Below are 21,053 nucleotides of genomic sequence, written 5' to 3' on the forward strand. Positions count from 1 at the left end.
TAACAAATACATTTAATATTCCTATACCGACTACATTAGTATGTTTAATATTGATTGTTTTGTTTTCATTCGAACCAGTTTTAAAAGAAAAGATTACTTAATAATATAGGAATTACTGTTAAGCACATTTATATCGGGTCGCTCATTAATATTGTAGGACGCTACTATAACGATTTTATACCACCCGATACCCCTCATCCAACTGACTAACTCCCAAGCCATTGACTTTTTTAACTTTAATTTGAACAGCGATGCGCTCTTTTAATGCTTCAATGTGGCTGATCACACCGATCATTTTTCCGCTGGCATTAAGGTGATCGAGGGCATCAAGCGCCATGTCGAGTGTTTCAGCATCTAGTGTGCCGAAGCCTTCATCTAAAAATAAGGAGTCGATACTGGTTTTATGGCTGACTAAATCTGATAGCGCGAGGGCGAGGGCTAAGCTGACTAAAAAGCTTTCACCGCCTGATAAGGTTTTGGTATCGCGTACGGTATCTGCCTGCCAAGTATCAACAACTTCCAAGGTTAATACCCCATCCGTTTTGCGCTGTAATAAATATCGACCATGCAGGCGCTGAAGTTGTTGATTGGCAAGATAAACGAGATGTTCAAGGGTTAAGCCTTGAGCGAATTTCCTAAACTTGTCACCTTCCGCCGAGCCAATTAAGTAGTTTAAATATTCCCAGTCTTGATATTGTTGGTGCTGGTGTTCAATGCGCTGAATAATGTCTTGCTGGTTTTGCTTCTTCTGCGTTTCATTATCTAATTGTTGCTGGATCACCCCTTGCTCAACATGCAGCCGTTGTATTGCACTTTCTGTTTCCGTGTATCCTTGTTCTACTTCTATTAACGAACTTTTACTGTGCTGAGTAATAGTGTCTATTAAGTTAGCGTCAAGCTCTGATGCAGAGCGCGCATTAAGCTCAGCAATAATGCCGTCTCCACCAACCCTTTGCGCGTTTGCTTGTGTAAGTAATTTTTGCAACTGCTGTTTATATTGCGTAATGCTAGCGTCTATTTGATCGTGTTGACGTTGAAGACGTTGCTGCAATTCCATAATCGTCTGTTGCTGCTGCTCATCAAGTTTGGCATTTAAATAAGCTTGCTCAGTGGCAAAGTCACTTTGTGCTAACGCCGCTTGCCACGTATCTTGATGTTGAACAAGGGCATCGTTGAGACTCGCCAATTGTGTCGTCAAACTTTCCTTAGTACCTTGTTGTTTTTCTAATAGCAACGCCGTTTGCTGCGCTTCAGAAAACGCATGTTCAACCGCTTGTTGATGAGATTGCACTTGTTGAATCAATGCATGTCTGCAAGCTTCAACGTTTTGCTCACCAAACAGCTTGGTTCGCTGCGCTTTAGCAGCCGTTAAGCTGGCCGAGATGGTTGCTAGTTCGTGCTCATGAGTCACTAATTCTTTACTGATATGCGTTTGTTTTTCGATTAAATGCGTTTCTTGGATCGCTAATTCAGCTAACTGTTGCTTTGAATGCTGTTGAGATTCGTACTTTTCTTGCCATACCTTCGCTAATTGCGCGGTGTTGTTAAACCATGCTGCGTCTATTTCATAACGCTTTATACTTGTCTCATCCACTGCGGCTAAACTGAGCCCAAGATTGGCTATCGAATGCGTTAATTGCTGCCATTGTTCTGCTAAATTCTGACTTACATCGTCAAGCCGTTGCTGTATATCACTTTGCTGATTGCTTAGCGCTTGCAACGCTTGCTGCTGCAAGCTGATATCATTTTGGATTTGTTGCAATTGGCTTTGTTGAACGTGTAACTCTGTCGTGTGCGTTTGCACCTGTTCATCTAAACGCGTAATGGCCTGCACACTGTTCGATAACGCCTGATATTGGTCTTGTTGTTGCGAATGCAATTGCGTTATTGAAGTGAAGTTTGCAGCCAGTTGATGCTGCCAAAGCAAGTGATGACTCTCGTCAATTTTACTCAGTTGATATTCATCAATCACTTGTTGCCACTTATCAGCCAGCTGAGATAACTGCGTTGCGAATTGAGCATTAGTTTGTTTTGCGTTTTCTAGCTTTGTGCTAGTAGCTACTTGCTTTTCTAGACTGTCTTTTCCTGCCTTTTCTAACGCTTCTAGTTGCGTTTGTAACTGCTGTAACTTAGCTTCAGTGTCACTCACATTAATTGCTTGATAATCGGTAATCGCAGGGTGCTCGGTTGAACCGCATAACGGGCATTCCTGCGTTGGTTGCAATTGCTGTCGATACTCTTCCAGCGAGGCTATTTGCTGTTCTAGCTTAAGTTTATCAGCCACATCTTTAACGTGGTTTTGTATCGCTTTATATTGCTCGCGTTGCGACTGAATGGTTTGCTCAATACGGTTGGACGAATATACTAAATCGCTCATCGCCTCTTGGTTATCCAATTGATCTTGCTGTAGCGCTTTCGCTTGCTCGCTGTATTCTACTAAACGCTGAAAACCGAAGTATTGTTGCTCGGTCAGTTGTAACGCTTGTTTTAATTGCTGCGCGGTGTGTTCACCCAATTCATTGGCAAGTTGCGTTTTTACATCAACTAATTGCGCTTGCAGTTGTGTTAACTGATGCTGCTGTTGTAACGCAGCGGCCTCTAACGCTGCTTTATTTTGCTGCCTAGTTAACCGCTGTTGCGCAATGTTGTGTAATTCCGCTGTAAGTTGTTGCTCTTGGCCAACCGCTTTAACAATACCCGCATACGTTTGTTCCCATAAAGGCAACATTTCGTGCAGTTGTTGATGTTGTGAATGCTGCGCCAAATAGCTTTCAGCCTTATCTAACTCGGTGGATAACGCGACTTTATTGGTATTAAGCTGCGCTATATTGTGCTGAACTTCTTGAGATTGCTGTTGGTACTTACTTACGGCTTGCTGTTTTTCTGTCAGCCCTTGGGTTAATTGATGAATTTGATTATCCAACGGAATAATTTGCTTATTAATAAGCGCTTCGGTCTCACTTTGCTGGTGTAAACATTGAGTGTGCGACTGTTTAGCTGCTTCGTGCTGGGCTTGCAAGTTTGCCCATTTCGCCTGCAACTGTGTGATGTCTTCTGCAAGATTCGTTAATTGGCTATCTGTGTGGTCACGCTGAGTTTGCACTTGTTGATAAGCAATGTAATGAGGTGATATTTTTTCCGCTAATTTTGCTTTCGTTAATTGATGAAAGCTTGGCTGTGCTTCGCGCCATTGCTGCGCTAATTGCTGTTGCGAAATGTGCGCGTCCGCTAGCCCTTTGCTGTGCTCCAACCATGCTTGATGCCATATTAACTGCTGCTGCAATTCACTTTTGGTTGTTTGTAGCGTGCGTGCTTGTTCGCTTAGTGCCGCTAACCGTGTGGTGAGTTCAGCTTCTTCTTCAGCTGATAATAACGCCACGCCTTCTAATTTTGCCTGTAAGATAGCGAGGTTATTTTTTTCTTCTTTGGCACGTTCGAACGCCGCTTTGGATATTTGGCTGTATATCTCAGTACCGGTTAACTCTTCTAGCAGCTCTGCGCGGTCGTTATCACTAGCATTTAAAAACTCGGCAAATTTACCTTGCGACAACATCATCGACTTGGTGAATCGAGAAAAATCTAACCCTGTTAACGCCACCACTTTCGCTTTCACTTCCGGCATTTTTTCGGCCAAAATATTACCGCTATCACCTTCTGCCAACTCAGCTTTAGGTGGCTGAAGCTTACCATTGGCTTGACCTCGGGCACGACGCTGCGACCAAAACGCACGATACGCCTTACCTTTGACTTCAAATTCAACTTCCGCCAAACATTCAGCAGTATGGCGTGTCATCAAATCATTGGTATTGGCTGAAATATTCGTTAATCGGGGGGTTTGGTGATACAACGCCAAACAAATTCCGTCCAGTAATGTGGTTTTTCCTGCCCCGGTTGGTCCTGTAATCGCAAATAAGCCATTGTCGTTAAAAGGCGACTGGGTAAAATCAATACACCATTCACCTTTAAGCGAGTTTAAGTTTTTAAATCTAAGACTAAGTATTTTCATGAGGCATCGTTACTATTTTTATTCGCCAGCTCAATTGATTGAGTGATCTCAGTAAACATGTTTTTTACACGCATGTACTTATCGAGCTGCGGATCAGGATCCTGCTCTTTTTCACTTAGGTAATCACTTTCTAACTGTAATCTTCGCGCAAATACCTCTTGGACACTTAATTCATGCAATGACTCTTTGTTGTTTTCATTAAGCCCATGTTCACGGTTTACTTTGGCACGACGACTTAGTAACACTTCTACATGTAACTCACGCGTTAGTTGTTGCAGCTGAGTTTGAATGTCGCTAATGAAATCGCTAGCAACCACTTCAATATCTAGCCACGTTGGCTGGTCGCTATCCTGCGTAGAGCAGGCATCAGCTTGTGCATTGCGTGCCAACACTTCAAGCTGTTCTTTAATATGTGCCATCTCGCCTTTAATCACTTTCATGGGTTGAAAAAGTGGTACTTCAATCGGCGTAACCTGATGCAGTTGCCCCATATCAAACTCAACCAAATTAACGGTTTTCGCTTTATTTAGCTCATCAAAACTTAATGGAATAGGTGAGCCGCTATACCGAATATGTTCAGTACCGCCCACTTTTTGCGCGCGATGAATATGACCCAGCGCAATATAATCTGCTGGCGGAAAGCCATCAGCGGGGAAGGCATCTAACGTGCCTATGTATAAGTCTCGTACCGACTCACTAGTTTGACTATTAACGGTTGTTAAATGCCCAGTCAAAATAATAGGCACTTCTGTGCCTTGTTCACGCAATGCTTGTTGTCGCTGCTGCGCGCACTGATAAATATTGGCGTAATAGTCACTAATCGCTTGCTGTAATTGCTGCTTTTTTTGATCGCCGGTTTGTCCTGCGCTACTGGTAACCACATCGCGTGCGCGAATAAAGGGAATAGCCCCCACAATGGCAGACACTGCATCATTCTTGTCTGTTAATTCAATAATATGAGATTGATAATCATGAGTAGCTGCAGGAATTAATGCAGTATCAATAAATGTCAGTATTTGGCGCGACTCCGTTAACATCGCCACCGAGTCATGATTCCCACCTAATAGCACCAACTGACAACCCACTTGCTTTAGTGCAATCACACATCGATTAAATAACTCGCGCGCATAGCTAGGTGGCGCACCCGTATCAAAAATATCACCCGCAACAATAACAGCGTCTACTTGTTCTTGTTGCACTAAGTCAACCAACCACGTTAAAAACTGCTGATGTTCATTTAAGCGGGTTTTACCATAAAAATGTTGGCCTAAATGCCAGTCGGATGTATGAATAATGCGCATGTATTATTGCTTTATATTTTTATATGAAGTGTGAAGTTGAATACAATGAGCATCATATCATTGCATGGTAAGATTGCTAGCGTGGGTGAGCACTACTAATTCATCACTCTAGGATTTGCTTGGCTAATCTCGGGTTATTGTTACTTAAACAATGTTTAACACTAATCAACTGGGAAGTACTTACATATAGCTGCTTCAATCTCAGCTTCATAGTTACCAATTTCGAGCATCATCTGTCTTACAAGTATCATCAAACTATACAAAATGTCGGAAGGCGCCTACGCCTTTTCCAACTTACTGCAACATTGCGTAAGTCCGCCATCCAACAAATAATCCGACGTACTGCCGTAGGGATATAAAGCCAGTTAGCATACGAAGTTAAAAAAGATCTTTTCTCACGTCACATAAAATAATTGATTTTATTAAACCTCATGTTAACATCTTGCCACCAAAATATTACAAGCATTATTATTACAACGGAATGTGACATGAAAGACAACTTCTGGAATACATTCAGAGGTGCGCATAATAATTCAGAGCCCACCTCAGACGTTGACTGGGAATTAAACGTTGCAGCACAAATACCACCTTCAGAAATCGCTTATCGCAAACTAGTCGCTACACCGTTAAACCAAGACCAACATCAAGCACTCCCACGAGAAATAAAACAACAGTTGCGTAACAGCACCTATTGCTTAATTCCTGACAGTAGTAGTGAACTATTTCGTTACCGTCGTGATTGCCAGTTTTGGGTGTTTAATAAAAAGCAGTGGTATAAAACCACGTTTACCGACTTTAAACGCCAAAGCCGTGCAGCACAGCGTATTCTATTGGCGCCATTTCACCCCAAATGCAGCCATTATGCTCCTGCCCCCAAAAAGAAAAAACGTGGCTTAACTCAGCTTGAAATTCAGCAATTTTTCCGCCACGTGCCTGAATCAGAGCCAATACAACCCTCGGTTTATCTTAGTTACCCAAGCAATGGCAGTGTCATTACATTTACGGATAATAAGGCCCACGACGCACAACGGCGGCTAAATGCAACGGGCTCAGTTAGTGTGTCGCAGTGGGTTAACTTAACATGGGAAGGGCCAAGCTCAGGTAGCGGAGTCGCTGATGTAGGCAAAAGAGCATACATGCATGGCCTAATGGGCTGGTCGTACAACATGTACTTAAGACCTGGCAAATACAAGTTAACTGCTACAGCGGGTCAAATGACACAAGTCAGCCATTTTGAAGTCATTGCAGAGCAAAAGCTTACTGGATGGTTAAAGGTTCAAGCTTATTATGATGACAACTGGCATACACCAATGCCCACTGAAAACATTACCCTTAAAATTGATGGCAAGGTATACCAGTCCTCCATTTCATTAAATACAGGCACAGGCGTTAATACCTTTTCGACTTCCTTACCTGCTGCTACTCGCACCAAAGATGAAGCTGGTGTGCATGTGGTAGATAAAATGCCAAAAGGCGCCGTTGCCGTTGAATTTGCTTCACAAACAGGTATTGAACAGGAAATTGCATCTTTACGCCAATCTATCATCACCATTTTAGACGGCGCTTACCGTGATACCGTAAAAAGTATGGCACCATTCCAAGCGCAATGGGACGATTACGGTTATGCTGCTATCGCAATTGCAGGCGCACAAGGGCTGTACGCAGGGGCAGACAAATGGCTAGAAGAACAAGCGGATTTATTTGAAATAGAAACATGGTCAAGTATCGCCACCGACATTACCAGCTTAACCGACAAAGCCTTAGACTATGCCGCTGACTATGCACATGATACTTATATTGAAATAAGAGACAGCGCAAACCAAACCACAGATTGGGTTGCCGATAATGCGGATAAGTTAGCCAGCTGGAACTGGTGGCGTAGCCAAAGCAACGAAGCGCTGAATGAAGCAAAAGTCATATACGGTAATGTACAAACTCAAGCTCAACAGGGGTTAACAGATGCAGGTGATTTACTGCAACACAGTCAGCAAACCTTAGCCGCATTAATAACCCATCGCCATACCATTGCTGCGCTACCCGATATCATTGCAGCAGGTGACGTGAACAAAATTCAGTACTTTATTGACAACGCATTAATGGATATTGATGCCGACTTTGCGAACACTATTAAGCAAAGCAAACACTTTCATGCTGTGCTTGAGCTTATTGCCGACCACGACACCGCCCTTGCTTACGCAGCCTATACCAGTTTAATTATTGAGTCTGTGCCACCTAATTTTTACAGCTATGTGAATGGTAAAGGCGGTGCTTATCTTGCCATTGAAGTCATGCTACTGATTATTACGGCACTGTTTACCGCTGGCACAGGCACCGCTGCACGAGCCAGCATGTTATTGGCTAAATTAACAGCCAGCAGTGCTAAAGCCGCACAAGCGAATAGCAAAATACAACACGCCCAAGCCGCCATTAATGCGCTAAGTAAAACAGTGGGTGATGTTGTGCACTGTAGCGCAAAACTAAAAGACCTTGGTAACAAACTGATGAAAGCTAGAAACAAAGGCATTATTCAGTCTTCATCAAATAACACCACATTGGTAAGAAAAAAAGACAACGAACGACGCAACCAACGCTGCCGCTTATGCAAAAGTACCGAACATGTCACTCCACGAAGTTTAAGAGGCAACGCGCAAAAGGATAAAAAGTACCTCGGCCGAATGCAACGCGCTGTAAAACATGATGACAACCACCCAATTAACAACGGCATTCATATGGCAGCGCATCATTTAATATCAGCCAAAGGAGTGGAATTATCAGAGCTAGGTAGCTTATTAGAGCACCGCGGCTATGACATTAACGAACTAGAAAACCTAGTGTATTTACCCAGTACGTTTGAAGGTGCTTGCCAATTAAGAGTGCAACTGCATAAAGGCGATCACACTTATGCGCTCCCCGGTGAAAAGCCGTATCATGATCAGGTGAAAGCTATGGTTAAGAAGTTAAAAAACCAGTTCACCAATTGCTCTAGTAAAATTGAAGGTAAAAACTACGTTGATATGCTAATGAATGAAATTAGTCTTGATTTAGTTGAAAAAATTTCACAGTTTAGAATACCACTGACCTCTGTATTTAGAAACTTTAAGCCTTCCAGTTATGTGGGTTGTGCGAATAAAGTGAAAATCTCAGAAGTGCAAGACAGAGTGGGGCGTTGTTATCATGACCGCAATCACCAAGGGCAAACGCACTACTTAAACCCTCATGCTGAAAAGAATAAAAACCCAAAAGAAATTACTTACACAAAATCTTATTATCAACTTAGCGTAAAGCGCTAATACAGGAGTAATGATGGACAGTTATGATCACGATTATTTTATTGTATTAAACGACTATCATGAGCAAACGATATACACAAAGCCATTTAAAAAAACTGCAAATAGAAATTATGAATTTGAAAAGTTAACGTTAGGCCAAGAACCACTTTTTTTTGAAAATGGATATAAAGAAGAAGCAATTGAAAATGGCATTAACCTGCCTGTAACAGATGTATTGATGGATGGTGTTCTTCCAATTATTAGCACAAAACTCAGAGATAAAATTAAACACATGAAGTTTAAAGGGATGCAGCTTTATCCTTCTGTCTATATTGATGACAAAGAGCAGTGGCATGAAGATTATTGGTGTATGAACTTTTGGGAAGAAGTCGATTACTGGGATAAAGAAAAATCCAAACTATCAAAAACAAGCCAGAAGCGTCTTGCAGCAAATCCTAACGCATTGGTCGTAGATATATATAAATATGTTTTGGATGCAGATAAGTTAGACCGAATTCCTCTTTCTGAAAGATTAATATTTAAAATGGACAGAGGAATGGGTTACGTATTCATTCACTACGAACTCGCAAAAATACTGATGGAAGATAACCCTTCGGGCATTAAGTTAGTTAGAGTGTCACAATTTGAGGAGGGTATGCAGTTTTAAGTAATTGCATATTATTTAGATACCTTAAATCATCCAGCCCTCTAATGTAACAGTATGAGCATGAGGGCTGAACTAATAAAGTGAAAGTATCAGAAGTACAAGACAGATTAGATCGCTGCTACCACATCCGCAATCACCAAGGGCAAGCTCATTATTTAAATCCTAATGCTGAAAAGAATAAAAAACCAAAGCAATCACCTACACAAAATTTTATACCCAAAGCAATTGGAGATGCGGCTAGGCGACAAGCAACTGAGTCCCCATGAGCTTAGATACACTAAGTGATTGGGGGGAAGCGCGCAGTCAACAACGCAGCATCTTCAAGTGGAACGGGTATATTATCAACTTAGTGTAAAGCGCTTACACAGGAGTAATGATGGACAGTTATAATCACGACTATTTTATTGTATTAAACGATTATCATGAGCAGACAATATACACAAAGCCACTAAGAAAAATTGCAAATAGAAATTATGAATTTGAAAAATTAACGCTAGGACAAGAGCCATTATTTTTTGAAAATGGATATAAAGAAGAAGCAATTGAAAAAGGCATTAATCTACCTATTACTGATGTGTTAATGAATGGCGTATTTCCAATTATTAACTCAAAACTCAGAGATAAAATTAAACACATGAAATTTAAAGGGATGCAGCTTTATCCTTCCGTTTATATTGATGATAAAGATCAGTGGCACGAAGACTACTGGTGCATGAATTTTTATGAAGAAGTCGATTATTGGGATAAAGAAAAATCCAAACTATCCCCACCTCCATTAAAGAAAAGCTAACTATTATTAACCTAAAAGTTTAGCTCTAACTTTTTCAGCTTCTAACCTTTGGATTACTCTCTTGAAAAAATGTCGTATTTACTTTGGAAGGAAGTCTGGCGGTTATTTAGATTTTTTCTCTAGCCCTAATAGCACTGCTGTAACTTGTTCGCTCGGCATGGGTTTGTAGTAATAAAAGCCTTGCACCACATCGCATCCACGTTCTTTTAAAAAAGAGAGCGCCTTTTCATTTTCAACCCCTTCAGCGACCACTTTTAAATTAAGGTTATGAGCTAGGGTGATAATTGTATCGGCTATGGCGGCGCCTTGTGATTGCGCGTTTAAGTTTATGACAAACGACTTATCAATTTTCAGGGTGTCTATTTCCAATTGCTGTAAATATTTTAGCGAAGAATATCCCGTGCCAAAGTCGTCAATTGCTACTGAAAAGTCCATTTCTCGAAGTTGCCTTAACACTTGTTTTGCGTAATGCATATCATCTAAGAGTAACGATTCTGTGATCTCTAATTCTATTTGCTTTGCAGGTACGTTGTATTTATCTAACATGCCTTTCAATTGATGGCACAAGTCTTTATTACAAAATTCTATCGGCGAAATATTCAACGAAATTTGCATATCGCTAATGCCTAACGTTTGCCATTGTGCTAATTGCTGGCAACAGCGTTCAAACACTAATATACCTATCTGGTTAATTAAACCTGTTTGTTCTGCGATAGGAATAAATTCGGTTGGCAAAATCATATGGCCCGCCTCCGTTGTCCACCGAATTAATGCTTCAAGTGACGTAACTGCACCGTCTTTTAAGTCCACTTTAGGTTGGTAATATACGCTTAATTGCTTTTTATCTATGGCGTCACGCAATAAACGCTCTAGTTGCATTTGGCGAAGTGAATGTTGCTCTAGCGCAGCATCAAAATATTGATGGTTACTCTTGCCTTGTGATTTAGCGTGATACATCGCCATATCTGCTTTTCTTAATAACTCGTCAGGTGTGTCACTGTCTTTTGGATAAACACTAATACCTATACTGGAAGATATATAAAAGTCGTTTTCATCTATGTGAAATGGCTGAGCAAGTGATTCTATAATTCGATGGGAAGTGGCGCTGGCAATGCGATAATCTTCTAAATTCTCTAGTAACACTACAAACTCGTCACCACCTAAACGGGCTAATGTGTCTATCTCACGTGTACAACTCTGAATGCGTTGCGACACTTCGGTTAAGACCTGATCGCCCGCCTGATGTCCGGCGTAGTCATTCACTTTTTTGAAGTCATCTAAATCAATGAATAAGACAGCGACTTGTGTGCCATACCGTGCGGAGTAATTCACGGCATGCTGTAATCGATCATCCAGTAAAATACGATTTGGTAAGTTGGTTAGCGCATCATGATAAGCTTGATGCTTAACTAGCGCTTCGCTTTTCTTAAGATCGGTAACATCTCTAAAACACCACACTCTGCCATATAATTTGCCATCATCTATTTGCGCTAACGAGTGGTATTCATAAATTCGCCCTGTATACAGCTCAAATTGCCCAAAAATTTCGCAATCAGGATCTGCTTTAATATGTGCAAGATCGCGAGTAATCCCTTGTACATCCTTAATAACTTTAAACATCCCCTTGAAGTGAGAAACTGTTAAAGGGACTTGCACACCTTCTAATTCAAAAAATGCTTCCGCGGGTTGATTGTATTTTTTAACTAATCCATCAATATCAAAAGTGATGATGGCTTCGCCGGTTGAGTCAAAGGTTGCATTAAGTACGGCTAATGATTCTTTTAAGTCTTGCTGCGCAATCAGCTGTTTTTCGACTTCCTGCTCTAACATAGCATTACGCTCGTTAAGCTCTTCTGATGTTACCGCAAGTGAACGTTGAAAAATCTTAAGATCTTCATCTGCCTGCGTGTATGCTTGATCAATGGCTTTAATAAAACGTTCCATTTCAGGAGAGAATGATTTATCGGCTAAATAACGTTTTAACTGGCGCGCTAATAAACGATGCATTGTAGTTACTCGGCAGCCTCGTTATTTGGCGAATATTCGGCAAAGGTAGTAATAGTCATACTTTGGTTATGCAAGCTACAGGTATGGCTATTAAGTAATGGTGAAATTTCTCCGTAAGAATAGAAACCAGTTATTGTACAGTCACTTGTTAGTACTTCTTGCACCGCTTCTAACTCACTTTCTGTTTCTTGTTTTAAAACGATTTTTCTTCCTACGCAGCTTACCAGTAAAGCAAACGCGGGCATATTCTCCACCGCCACCATTGCGTGTTGCGCTGCACCATGCGCCCCTTCAATTAAATTGTCAAAATTGGCAGACATTAACTTCACTTTAGCGCCTTCTGGCATGTCGCCACCAAAATACAAACACTGCTGTGCTTCATCTACACTCATCACACTGCGTACAACACTTTCATCAGCGCCTGGCTCGCTCATACTCAAAGGAAAGCGGGTGCCTGAAGCAGGCAATTGTTCAGCAGCATCGCCCAAATAACGCTTATATAATTGCAAAGCGGGTTGTCCATCTAACTCATACAGCGCATTGCCTTTCGCTTTAGTAATAATGCGCTCTGGGCCAAACTCTTCCCAGCCTCCCATGCTGCCATAACCTACTCGAATCGCATCGCCATACAACCCGCAGGCAACAATCAAACCCGATTCAGCTACCTCGTTGTGCCATAACACCGTTTTTTGAAAGCGCGTTGCATCCCCTGCCATTCCGCCCGTAATCGCAACGCCTTCTGGCAATGCACTTTCCATTGCTTTTACTAATACAGACACATTTATTCGCTGGCCGTCACACAGTAAAACAACGTGCTTTAAACTATCAGTAGGAAGTTGAGCAGCAAGCTGGGTTGCCGCAATTTCAGGGGAGTCGACATCATCAATATTAATATGAACTGCTGTAACTTGCGTATGTTCAAATTCAATGGCGGAAAGCACAAGTGTATCGTCTTCCAGAACACAGCCAATTATTTCTCCGCTGGTTGAGCAACCAATCAGTTCAACATGAGGAAAAGCCGTTCGAATTTGTTGTTGTAAGGCAGCATCTTCCATTAGTCCACGCTCGCCAAACGCCAACACCCAGTTTGCGCTACTATTGTTTGGCAAATTGGTTTGCCACTGCCTGTCTATCAGCTGATATTGAGTCACTTTCATTACATCTTCCTACTAGTTTAACTTCATATCAAAGCTCTAAACGGTGACTGAACACCGCCGCTGCTGGGTAAATTATTAACCACTTTAAACTGAAACGAGCCTGATTTTCAACGGTATATACATAAAGCCATTGAAAGTGCGGCTAGGCGACAAAAAATTGCGTCCCCATGAACTTAGATAAACTCAATGATTGGGGTGAAAGCGTACAATCAACAACACAGCATCTTCAAGTGGAACGAATATAATTAAGTGTAGATGACGCAATTAAGGTTGCATTGAATCTTTACATCATTACATGCACTAAATTAGCAGGCGCATTACTATCACACGCATTGATAGTGCGCGACTGTTAGCAGTAACAATCGCGCTAAGAAAAGTGCACCTTGCGAGGTTAAAATAAAAAGGCTATGAGAATAAGTGCAGGCTGATTACACCTGCATTTATCAGGCTATCGGTTAGCAATTATGGGTTTGTCGTATTAAGCACCACTTCGCCGTTTTTCATAACCATAGTCACGCTTCCCATTAGCTTAATATTCTCTAACGGATCACCATTCACTGCGATGATGTCAGCTAATTTGCCTGACTCAAGCGTGCCAAGTTTATCGTCAATACGTAATAGTTTCGCTGCTTCAATGGTTGCCGACTTAATTGCTACCATGGCAGGCATACCACCTTCTACCATGTATTCAAACTCTTTGTAGTTTTCACCATGCGGAAACACACCAGCATCAGTGCCAAACGCAATATTTACGCCTGCGCGATAAGCTTTAGTAAACGTTTGCTGAATTAATGGGCCAATTTTAGCGGCTTTGGGTCTTACCATGTCAGGAAAATAACCACGAATACGCGCTTTTTTTGCCACAAATTTACCCGCGCTTATTGTCGGCACATAATAAGTACCATGTTTTTTCATCAACGCGATTACTTCATCGTCCATGTAAGTTCCATGCTCAATTGAGCTGACTCCGGCCTGCACCGCACGCTTCATGCCTTCTTTGCCATGCGCGTGAACTGCGACGGTCATGCCATAGTCATTAGCCGCTTCCATAATGCCGTTAAGCTCATTCGTCGTAAACTGCGGATTTTGACCGCTTTTTGCCATACTAAGCACGCCACCCGTTGCCGTGATTTTAATAAGATCAGCACCATCTTTATAACGCTGGCGCACCGCTTTTCGCGCTTCGGCAGCACTGTTAATCACCCCTTCTTTTGGCCCAGGATCAGGCGCTAAATTGGCACGATAGCCATTGGTTTGATCGGCATGTCCGCCAGTCGTTGCAATCGATTTCGCAGCGGTATAGATGCGCGGCCCGCTTACCCAGCCTTGGTCAATAGCATTACGTAATGCCACCGTAATATTATGTGCGTCACCTAAATCTCGTACGGTAGTAAACCCTGCTTGCAGTGTTTTTTTCGCATATACCGTCGCTCTTAGCGCATAATCCGCAGGGTTTAATTTAAAGCCTTCAGAATAAGACGCTGGGCTAGACTGGTAAGAAAAGTGCGTATGCATATCCATAAGTCCCGGCATCACTGTACGCTGCTTCATATTTATAACAGTGTCGCCTTGTTGTGGCTCGATAAAGCCTTGACTTAACTTTATGATTTCGTTGCCATCAACCACAATGGTCATATTCGACTGGATCTCATCAGACACACCATCTATCACTTTACCTGCGTGTATCAGCGTAGCCGCCTGCGCACTATTAATCACCATGGCACTAGCAAATAAACATGATGTGATACCGCACATTTGTTGTAAGCGTGAGCGAGTCAAAGATTGATTATTACAAGTTAGTTTAAAGAGGGTACTTATGGGTAACTTCACGCGCGTTGTCCTTTTATTATTTTAATGGGTTGGAACGCTGTTAAATTCATCATCTTGTGCTTAGCGTTACTAATGATATAAGACACTATCACGCTATTTATTGCGACAGATCATAAAAGCCACACCCTGCATACTCTATGATGACGCCCAATCTATGTACAGCGATAACGACAAACTTCATCTTATGTAACCTGTTACTTGTAACCAGTGGGCAGCAAACAAGGTTATATGTGAATTTGGATTTACAGTAATTTATCTTATACGTGAGTACGGCAATGTCAAATGCGATCTCTTTAGCTACAACCACTATGAATAAGCAGCACATACTTAATCGTCCTGAGCCCGATCTCAACGCTATCGAACTCAGTGCTATCAATAATATAGAGTGGGACGAAGCACTCATCACAAAATACAATGTGTCGGGGCCGCGCTATACGTCTTATCCTACAGCGTTGTCTTTTCAGCCCAATTACTCCGCTGATGACGTTCAACATGCAATCAATAATAGCGCGAACAACACCCTATCGCTGTATATTCACATTCCGTTTTGTCATCAACTTTGTTACTACTGTGGCTGTAATAAAGTGATCACGCGCCACCAGCACAAAGCCGATCAATACCTTGACTTTTTGATTGAAGAGCTGACTCAACAGGCCCCCAACTTTAGCCATTACACGATTAATCAGCTGCACTTTGGTGGTGGCACGCCTACGTTTTTAACTGATGAGCAAATGATACGTATTATGAAGGCAATTAATGCTGCATTTACGCTTCACAAAACGGCTGAAGTCAGCATAGAAATAGATCCCAGAAGCTTAAGACCATCATCACTGTGTTTATTAAAAAAGCTTGGATTTAATCGAATCAGTATTGGCATTCAAGACTTTAATCCAGACGTACAACAAGCGGTTAACCGTGAGCAAAGTTACGAACAAATTGCAGCATTATTTGAACAAGCGCGCGCTTTACAATTTGACTCAGTAAATGCCGACTTTATTTATGGCTTGCCGCACCAAACCCCCGAATCATTTAAAAAGAGTATCGATATGCTACTAGACCTGTCGCCAGACCGCGTATCGGTATTTAACTATGCGCATTTGCCTGAACGCTTTGCCGCACAACGCAAGATTGATAGCCACGCTTTACCATCACCTAGCCACAAGCTAATGATGTTCAAAAATACCATTCAGCAAATGACGCAAGCAGGCTATCAATACATTGGCATTGATCATTTTGCTAAAAAAGACGACAGCCTCGCAATAGCACAACGTAAAGGTAACTTGCATCGCAACTTTCAAGGCTATACCACCCTTAAAGACAGTGACTTATTAGGGCTCGGTGTATCCTCTATTAGCCAAATTGGCAGCAGTATCTTTCAAAATGAAAAACAATTAAAACACTACTATAAAAAGTTAAATGAGGATGCCTCGGCAGTTACTGTAGGGCTCAATTTGTCTAAAGATGACCGTATTCGCGCCGCCGTGATAAAAAGTTTACTGTGTCACTCAGTGCTTTCAATGCGCAAAATTGAAGAGCAATTCAATATTAATTTTGAACAATACTTTAGTGATAGCTTAGCAAGCATTCAGCCCTTCATAACTGATGAATTGATTCAAATTATTGATCGCAGCATTTATATTACCAATAAAGGGAGATTATTTGCTCGGATGATTTGTACAGCGTTCGATGCATATATAAGCAATACTGCGCAACAACAGCGATATTCACGGATTTTGTAGTAAACCGATCAACATTTTGTTCAATACCAGCTAAAAAAGTGACGAGTTAATTTCCTGTACCTGCACATTTTGTATTAACATTGTCACTTTATAGTTTTAGCATTAACAGCCAATTGCACAGGATGACAAATAAGGTTTAATTTATGGGAATTAGCGTCATTATTTTAGCGGCGGGTAAAGGTACTCGCATGCGTTCAAGTCTACCAAAAGTTCTTCACCCGATCGCCAATAAACCTATGGTGCAACATGTTATTGATACCGCCAACGGCATTGGCGCCAACAATATACACCTAGTGTATGGCCATGGTGGTGAACAATTAAAAGAGCAACTTTCTCATAATAACGTTGAATGGGTACTTCAAGCCGAACAGCTAGGTACAGGGCATGCCGTACAAGTAGCAATGCCGAACATTCCTGATGATCATCGCGTTGTTATTTTATATGGCGATGTGCCGCTAACTCAGCTTTCCACACTTGAAAAACTAATGGCCGTAAAACCAGACAACGGCATTGGCTTATTAACGGTCATTCTTGACGATCCCATGGGCTACGGTCGCATTGTACGTGAAGATAACCGCGTAGTCGGCATTATTGAACAAAAAGACGCAGCACCCGAGCAGCTGCTAATCAATGAAGTAAATACAGGCATACTAGTAGCCGATGCCAGCAACCTAAAAAATTGGTTAAACAACCTTTCTAATGACAACGCACAAGGCGAATACTACCTAACCGATATTATTGCCATGGCGCACGAGCAAGGTTGCCAAATAGAAACTGCGCATCCAGCCTCTGCGATTGAAGTAGAAGGCGCTAACAACCGCGTACAACTTGCTGCATTAGAGCGTGCTTTTCAGGCGCGCCAAGCCGAAACACTAATGTTAAATGGGGCTAGCTTAGCTGATCCTGCGCGTATAGACGTACGCGGCGACGTAACAACAGGACAAGATGTCAGCATTGACGTTAACGTTATTTTTGAAGGCAAGGTAACAATAGGTAATAACGTAAAAATCGGTGCAAACTGCATTTTACGTGATTGCCAAATTGGTGATAACACGGTGATTGAAGCTAATTCCATTATTGATGATGCCAGCGTTGCAGAGCAGTGCACAATTGGCCCATTCGGCCGCCTAAGACCGGGCTCAGTCATGGAACAAGGTGCTAAATTAGGTAACTTTGTTGAAATGAAAAAGTCCACACTTGGCAAAGGGGCAAAAGCGAATCACTTTACTTACCTAGGTGATACGACCGTTGGTGAAAAAGCCAATATTGGCGCGGGCACTATTACCTGCAACTACGACGGTGTAAATAAGTTTCAAACCCACATTGGTGCTGGCGCCTTTATCGGTTCTAACTCGTCATTAGTGGCACCAGTAAGTATTGCAGACAACGCTACTGTTGGCGCAGGTTCAACCATTGTCAAAAATGTTGAAGCTGAAGAACTTGCCGTCGCCCGTGGCAAACAGCGTAATATCAGCAGCTGGCAGCGCCCTGAAAAGAAATAAGCATACTGTTCAATCACATTATTAAAAAAGAGCGACTGCCGCTCTTTTTTTGATCTTTTTTACTTTCAAACTTGTCATAACGAAACTTGTTACTTAGAATATGTTTCAAATTGAAACTTAATGACACTAATTTCCACTTTTTATGCAAAAACGAAATACGCAACAGCGAAGACGCCATATTGTCGACCTGCTTACCGAGCACGGTGAAGTCAGTGTCGATCAACTCGCGCAACGTTTAGCAACATCAGAAGTGACCATTCGTAAAGATCTTGCCGCACTAGAAAGTAATGGCTTGCTGTTACGCCGCTTTGGTGGTGCAGTGCCTGTGCCACAAGAAATTATTAGCCCTGCTATTGAAGAAAAAGTTTCAAAACGAAAGCAAGCACTTGCTCAAGCTGCCGCCTCACTCATTCGTGATCATAATCGTATTATCATCGACAGCGGCTCAACCACCTCAGCATTATTACCAGAACTGATTGCCAAAAATGGTTTAGTGGTAATGACTAACTCACTTTCTATTGCTGATGCCATTCACGAGCTTGAAAATGAACCCACACTACTGATGACAGGCGGTACATGGGATCCACGTTCTGAGTCATTTCAAGGTAAATTAGCAGAACAAGTACTACGCGCCTACGACTTTGACCAATTATTTATTGGTTGCGACGGCATCGACCTTGCTAGTGGCACAACCACCTATAATGAGCTATACAGCTTGTCACAAGTGATGGCGGAAGTGGCACGTGAAGTCGTGGTGATGGCCGAGTCAGATAAAGTAGGCAGAAAAATTCATAATCTGGAATTACCGTGGTCGGCAATTTCAGTATTAATCACAGACACCGCGTTAAGCGACGAAGCAACGCGAATTATCGAACAACAAGGTGTGCGCGTCATTCGCGCCGCAGAATAAATACTTAGGAGAACACAAGATGTGTGGAATAGTTGGCGCAGTAGCAGAAAGGAATGTAGTAAACATCCTACTTGAAGGCCTAAAACGTTTAGAATACCGTGGTTACGACTCAGCAGGCGTCGCGCTTGTTGATAATAGTCAACACATTCAGCGTGTACGTGCAGTGGGTAAAGTGCAAGAACTTGTTAACGCCATTGAAGCATCGCCGGTGGCAGGAACAACGGGTATCGCGCACACGCGCTGGGCAACTCATGGCAGCGTAACCGAAGCCAACGCACACCCACACAAGTCAACCAACATCGCACTGGTACACAACGGTATTATTGAAAATCACGCGCCACTGCGCGACATGCTAAAAGAAAAAGGTTACCAGTTCACGTCAGATACCGACACAGAAGTAATGGCGCACTTAATGCACCACGAACGCCAATCTAGCGGTAGCCTTGTAGAAGCCCTACAAAAAATGGTGAAACAACTTGATGGTGCTTACGGCACAGTAATGTTCGACCAAAATGATAAAGACACTATGGTAGCAGCACGTTCAGGCTCACCATTAGTAATTGGCTTAGGTTTTGAAGAAAACTTTATCGCCTCTGATCAGCTCGCGTTATTACCTGTAACACGTCGTTTTATCTTCTTAGAAGAAGGCGATGTAGCTGAAGTAACTAAAACCAGCGTGCGTATTTTTGATAAAGACGGTAACCCTGTAGAGCGCGAAGAAATTGAATCAGACGTGACGCATGACGCAGGCGACAAAGGCGTATACCGCCACTACATGCTAAAAGAAATTTTTGAGCAACCTATTTCAGTACGTAATACACTGGAAGGCCGCCTTGCCAACGGCACGGTAATCGACGACGCATTTGGCCACAACGCAGCCGACGTGTTTAAAGACATTGAGCACGTACAAATTATTGCATGTGGCACCAGTTACCACGCAGGCATGGTTGCCCGTTACTGGTTAGAAGAATTAGCAGGCGTAGCATGTAATATCGAAATTGCCTCAGAGTTCCGCTACCGCAAATCGTTCGTGCCTAAAAACGCTATGATTGTAACCATTTCACAATCAGGTGAAACCGCAGACACCTTAGCGGCGTTACGTTTAGCAAAAGAAATTGGCTATAAATCAAGCTTAACCATTTGTAACGTACCGGGTTCATCGCTCGTTCGTGAGTCAGATTTTAACTTTATGACCCGCGCAGGCGCAGAAATAGGTGTAGCTTCCACTAAAGCATTTACAACACAGCTTGTTAGCTTACTAATGTTAGTACTTGCACTAGGCAAGCATAAAAACCTAAGCGCAGAACAACAACAAAATATTGTAGCGGCACTACAAAGCCTGCCAAACAAGTTAGAAGAGTCATTAGATCTCGCCAACGACATTGAAAAGCTTGCAGAAGAATTTGCCGACAAAAACCACAGTTTATTCTTAGGTCGCGGCAACCAATATCCAATTGCAATGGAAGGCGCGCTTAAGCTAAAAGAAATTTCATACATTCATGCCGAAGCGTACGCCGCAGGTGAATTAAAGCATGGCCCACTCGCCCTGATAGATGCAGAAATGCCAATCATCGTCGTCGCACCAAATAACGACCTACTAGAAAAGTTAAAATCAAACGTAGAAGAAGTACGCGCACGCGGCGGCATCCTATACGTATTCGCCGACAAAGACGCCCAATTTGCCAGCGACGACACCATGCGAGTACTCAACGTTAGCCACATCGACGAAGTAGTCGCACCAATTTTATACACCATTCCACTGCAACTGCTGTCTTACCACGTAGCCTTAATCAAAGGCACAGACGTAGACCAACCAAGAAACTTAGCGAAGTCTGTGACGGTCGAGTAAAAAGGAGCTTGTTGATTGCTGTGCTG

Annotated in this window: 12 protein-coding genes; 7 read left to right on the forward strand and 5 right to left on the reverse strand. The window is 42.4% G+C overall.

The window, feature by feature from the left end; translation table 11 throughout:
• Positions 1-175: 175 nt before the first annotated feature.
• Positions 176-4,006 carry an AAA family ATPase gene (locus HUU81_RS16560; RefSeq protein WP_199610002.1) on the reverse strand — a complete coding sequence of 1,277 codons (3,831 nt, stop codon included), beginning with the start codon at positions 4,004-4,006 and terminating at the stop codon, positions 176-178.
• Complete coding sequence (gene sbcD, locus HUU81_RS16565; RefSeq protein WP_199610003.1) at positions 4,003-5,307, reverse strand: exonuclease subunit SbcD; 1,305 nt, start codon at positions 5,305-5,307, stop codon at positions 4,003-4,005. The genes HUU81_RS16560 and sbcD overlap by 4 nt, the downstream gene beginning before the upstream one ends.
• A gap of 488 nt (positions 5,308-5,795) precedes the next feature.
• Between sbcD and HUU81_RS16570 the strand changes: the two genes are divergently transcribed.
• The 3 genes from HUU81_RS16570 (at position 5,796) to HUU81_RS16580 (ending at position 10,033) form a co-directional block, all read left to right on the forward strand.
• Positions 5,796-8,597: an AHH domain-containing protein gene (locus tag HUU81_RS16570; RefSeq protein ID WP_199610004.1), complete on the forward strand. Its 2,802-nt coding sequence runs from the start codon at positions 5,796-5,798 to the stop codon at positions 8,595-8,597.
• A gap of 10 nt (positions 8,598-8,607) precedes the next feature.
• Complete coding sequence (locus tag HUU81_RS16575; RefSeq protein WP_233520536.1) at positions 8,608-9,243, forward strand: imm11 family protein; 636 nt, start codon at positions 8,608-8,610, stop codon at positions 9,241-9,243.
• A gap of 373 nt (positions 9,244-9,616) precedes the next feature.
• Positions 9,617-10,033, forward strand: coding sequence for a hypothetical protein (locus HUU81_RS16580; protein ID WP_199610005.1), 417 nt, complete (start codon positions 9,617-9,619; stop codon positions 10,031-10,033).
• A gap of 102 nt (positions 10,034-10,135) precedes the next feature.
• Here the strand turns inward: HUU81_RS16580 and HUU81_RS16585 are convergent, their stop codons facing one another.
• The 3 genes from HUU81_RS16585 to HUU81_RS16595 form a co-directional block, all read right to left on the reverse strand.
• A complete protein-coding gene (locus HUU81_RS16585; protein ID WP_199610006.1) occupies positions 10,136-12,040 on the reverse strand; it encodes a putative bifunctional diguanylate cyclase/phosphodiesterase in 1,905 nt (634 codons plus the stop codon).
• A 5-nt stretch (positions 12,041-12,045) separates the two neighbouring features.
• On the reverse strand, positions 12,046-13,197 hold the full coding sequence (locus HUU81_RS16590; RefSeq protein ID WP_199610007.1) for an FIST signal transduction protein: 1,152 nt from the start codon (positions 13,195-13,197) through the stop codon (positions 12,046-12,048).
• A 462-nt stretch (positions 13,198-13,659) separates the two neighbouring features.
• Entirely contained in the window at positions 13,660-14,952 is a 1,293-nt protein-coding gene (locus HUU81_RS16595) for a metal-dependent hydrolase family protein (protein WP_199612121.1), read from the reverse strand.
• Positions 14,953-15,302: 350 nt separating this feature from the next.
• Between HUU81_RS16595 and hemN the strand changes: the two genes are divergently transcribed.
• The 4 genes from hemN to glmS all read left to right on the forward strand — a co-directional run bounded on the left by hemN (position 15,303) and on the right by glmS (position 21,027).
• The gene (hemN, locus tag HUU81_RS16600) at positions 15,303-16,766 is read left to right on the forward strand and encodes an oxygen-independent coproporphyrinogen III oxidase (RefSeq protein WP_233520537.1); all 1,464 of its coding nucleotides are present in this window, start codon (positions 15,303-15,305) and stop codon (positions 16,764-16,766) included.
• A gap of 143 nt (positions 16,767-16,909) precedes the next feature.
• Complete coding sequence (gene glmU / locus HUU81_RS16605; protein ID WP_199610008.1) at positions 16,910-18,268, forward strand: bifunctional UDP-N-acetylglucosamine diphosphorylase/glucosamine-1-phosphate N-acetyltransferase GlmU; 1,359 nt, start codon at positions 16,910-16,912, stop codon at positions 18,266-18,268.
• 142 nt (positions 18,269-18,410) lie between these two features.
• Positions 18,411-19,178 carry a DeoR/GlpR family DNA-binding transcription regulator gene (locus tag HUU81_RS16610; protein ID WP_199610009.1) on the forward strand — a complete coding sequence of 256 codons (768 nt, stop codon included), beginning with the start codon at positions 18,411-18,413 and terminating at the stop codon, positions 19,176-19,178.
• A 19-nt stretch (positions 19,179-19,197) separates the two neighbouring features.
• The gene (gene glmS / locus HUU81_RS16615; RefSeq protein ID WP_199610010.1) at positions 19,198-21,027 is read left to right on the forward strand and encodes a glutamine--fructose-6-phosphate transaminase (isomerizing); all 1,830 of its coding nucleotides are present in this window, start codon (positions 19,198-19,200) and stop codon (positions 21,025-21,027) included.
• Positions 21,028-21,053: the final 26 nt, after the last annotated feature.

This window comes from Flocculibacter collagenilyticus, from assembly GCF_016469335.1.
Lineage (GTDB): Bacteria > Pseudomonadota > Gammaproteobacteria > Enterobacterales > Alteromonadaceae > Flocculibacter > Flocculibacter collagenilyticus.

Coding starts and splice junctions, on each gene's coding strand:
- HUU81_RS16560 (WP_199610002.1), bottom strand. CDS start 4,006: ATGAAAATACTTAGTCTTAGATTTAAAAACTTAAACTCGCTTAAAGGT.
- sbcD (WP_199610003.1), bottom strand. CDS start 5,307: ATGCGCATTATTCATACATCCGACTGGCATTTAGGCCAACATTTTTAT.
- HUU81_RS16570 (WP_199610004.1), top strand. CDS start 5,796: ATGAAAGACAACTTCTGGAATACATTCAGAGGTGCGCATAATAATTCA.
- HUU81_RS16575 (WP_233520536.1), top strand. CDS start 8,608: ATGATGGACAGTTATGATCACGATTATTTTATTGTATTAAACGACTAT.
- HUU81_RS16580 (WP_199610005.1), top strand. CDS start 9,617: ATGATGGACAGTTATAATCACGACTATTTTATTGTATTAAACGATTAT.
- HUU81_RS16585 (WP_199610006.1), bottom strand. CDS start 12,040: ATGCATCGTTTATTAGCGCGCCAGTTAAAACGTTATTTAGCCGATAAA.
- HUU81_RS16590 (WP_199610007.1), bottom strand. CDS start 13,197: ATGAAAGTGACTCAATATCAGCTGATAGACAGGCAGTGGCAAACCAAT.
- HUU81_RS16595 (WP_199612121.1), bottom strand. CDS start 14,952: ATGTGCGGTATCACATCATGTTTATTTGCTAGTGCCATGGTGATTAAT.
- hemN (WP_233520537.1), top strand. CDS start 15,303: ATGTCAAATGCGATCTCTTTAGCTACAACCACTATGAATAAGCAGCAC.
- glmU (WP_199610008.1), top strand. CDS start 16,910: ATGGGAATTAGCGTCATTATTTTAGCGGCGGGTAAAGGTACTCGCATG.
- HUU81_RS16610 (WP_199610009.1), top strand. CDS start 18,411: ATGCAAAAACGAAATACGCAACAGCGAAGACGCCATATTGTCGACCTG.
- glmS (WP_199610010.1), top strand. CDS start 19,198: ATGTGTGGAATAGTTGGCGCAGTAGCAGAAAGGAATGTAGTAAACATC.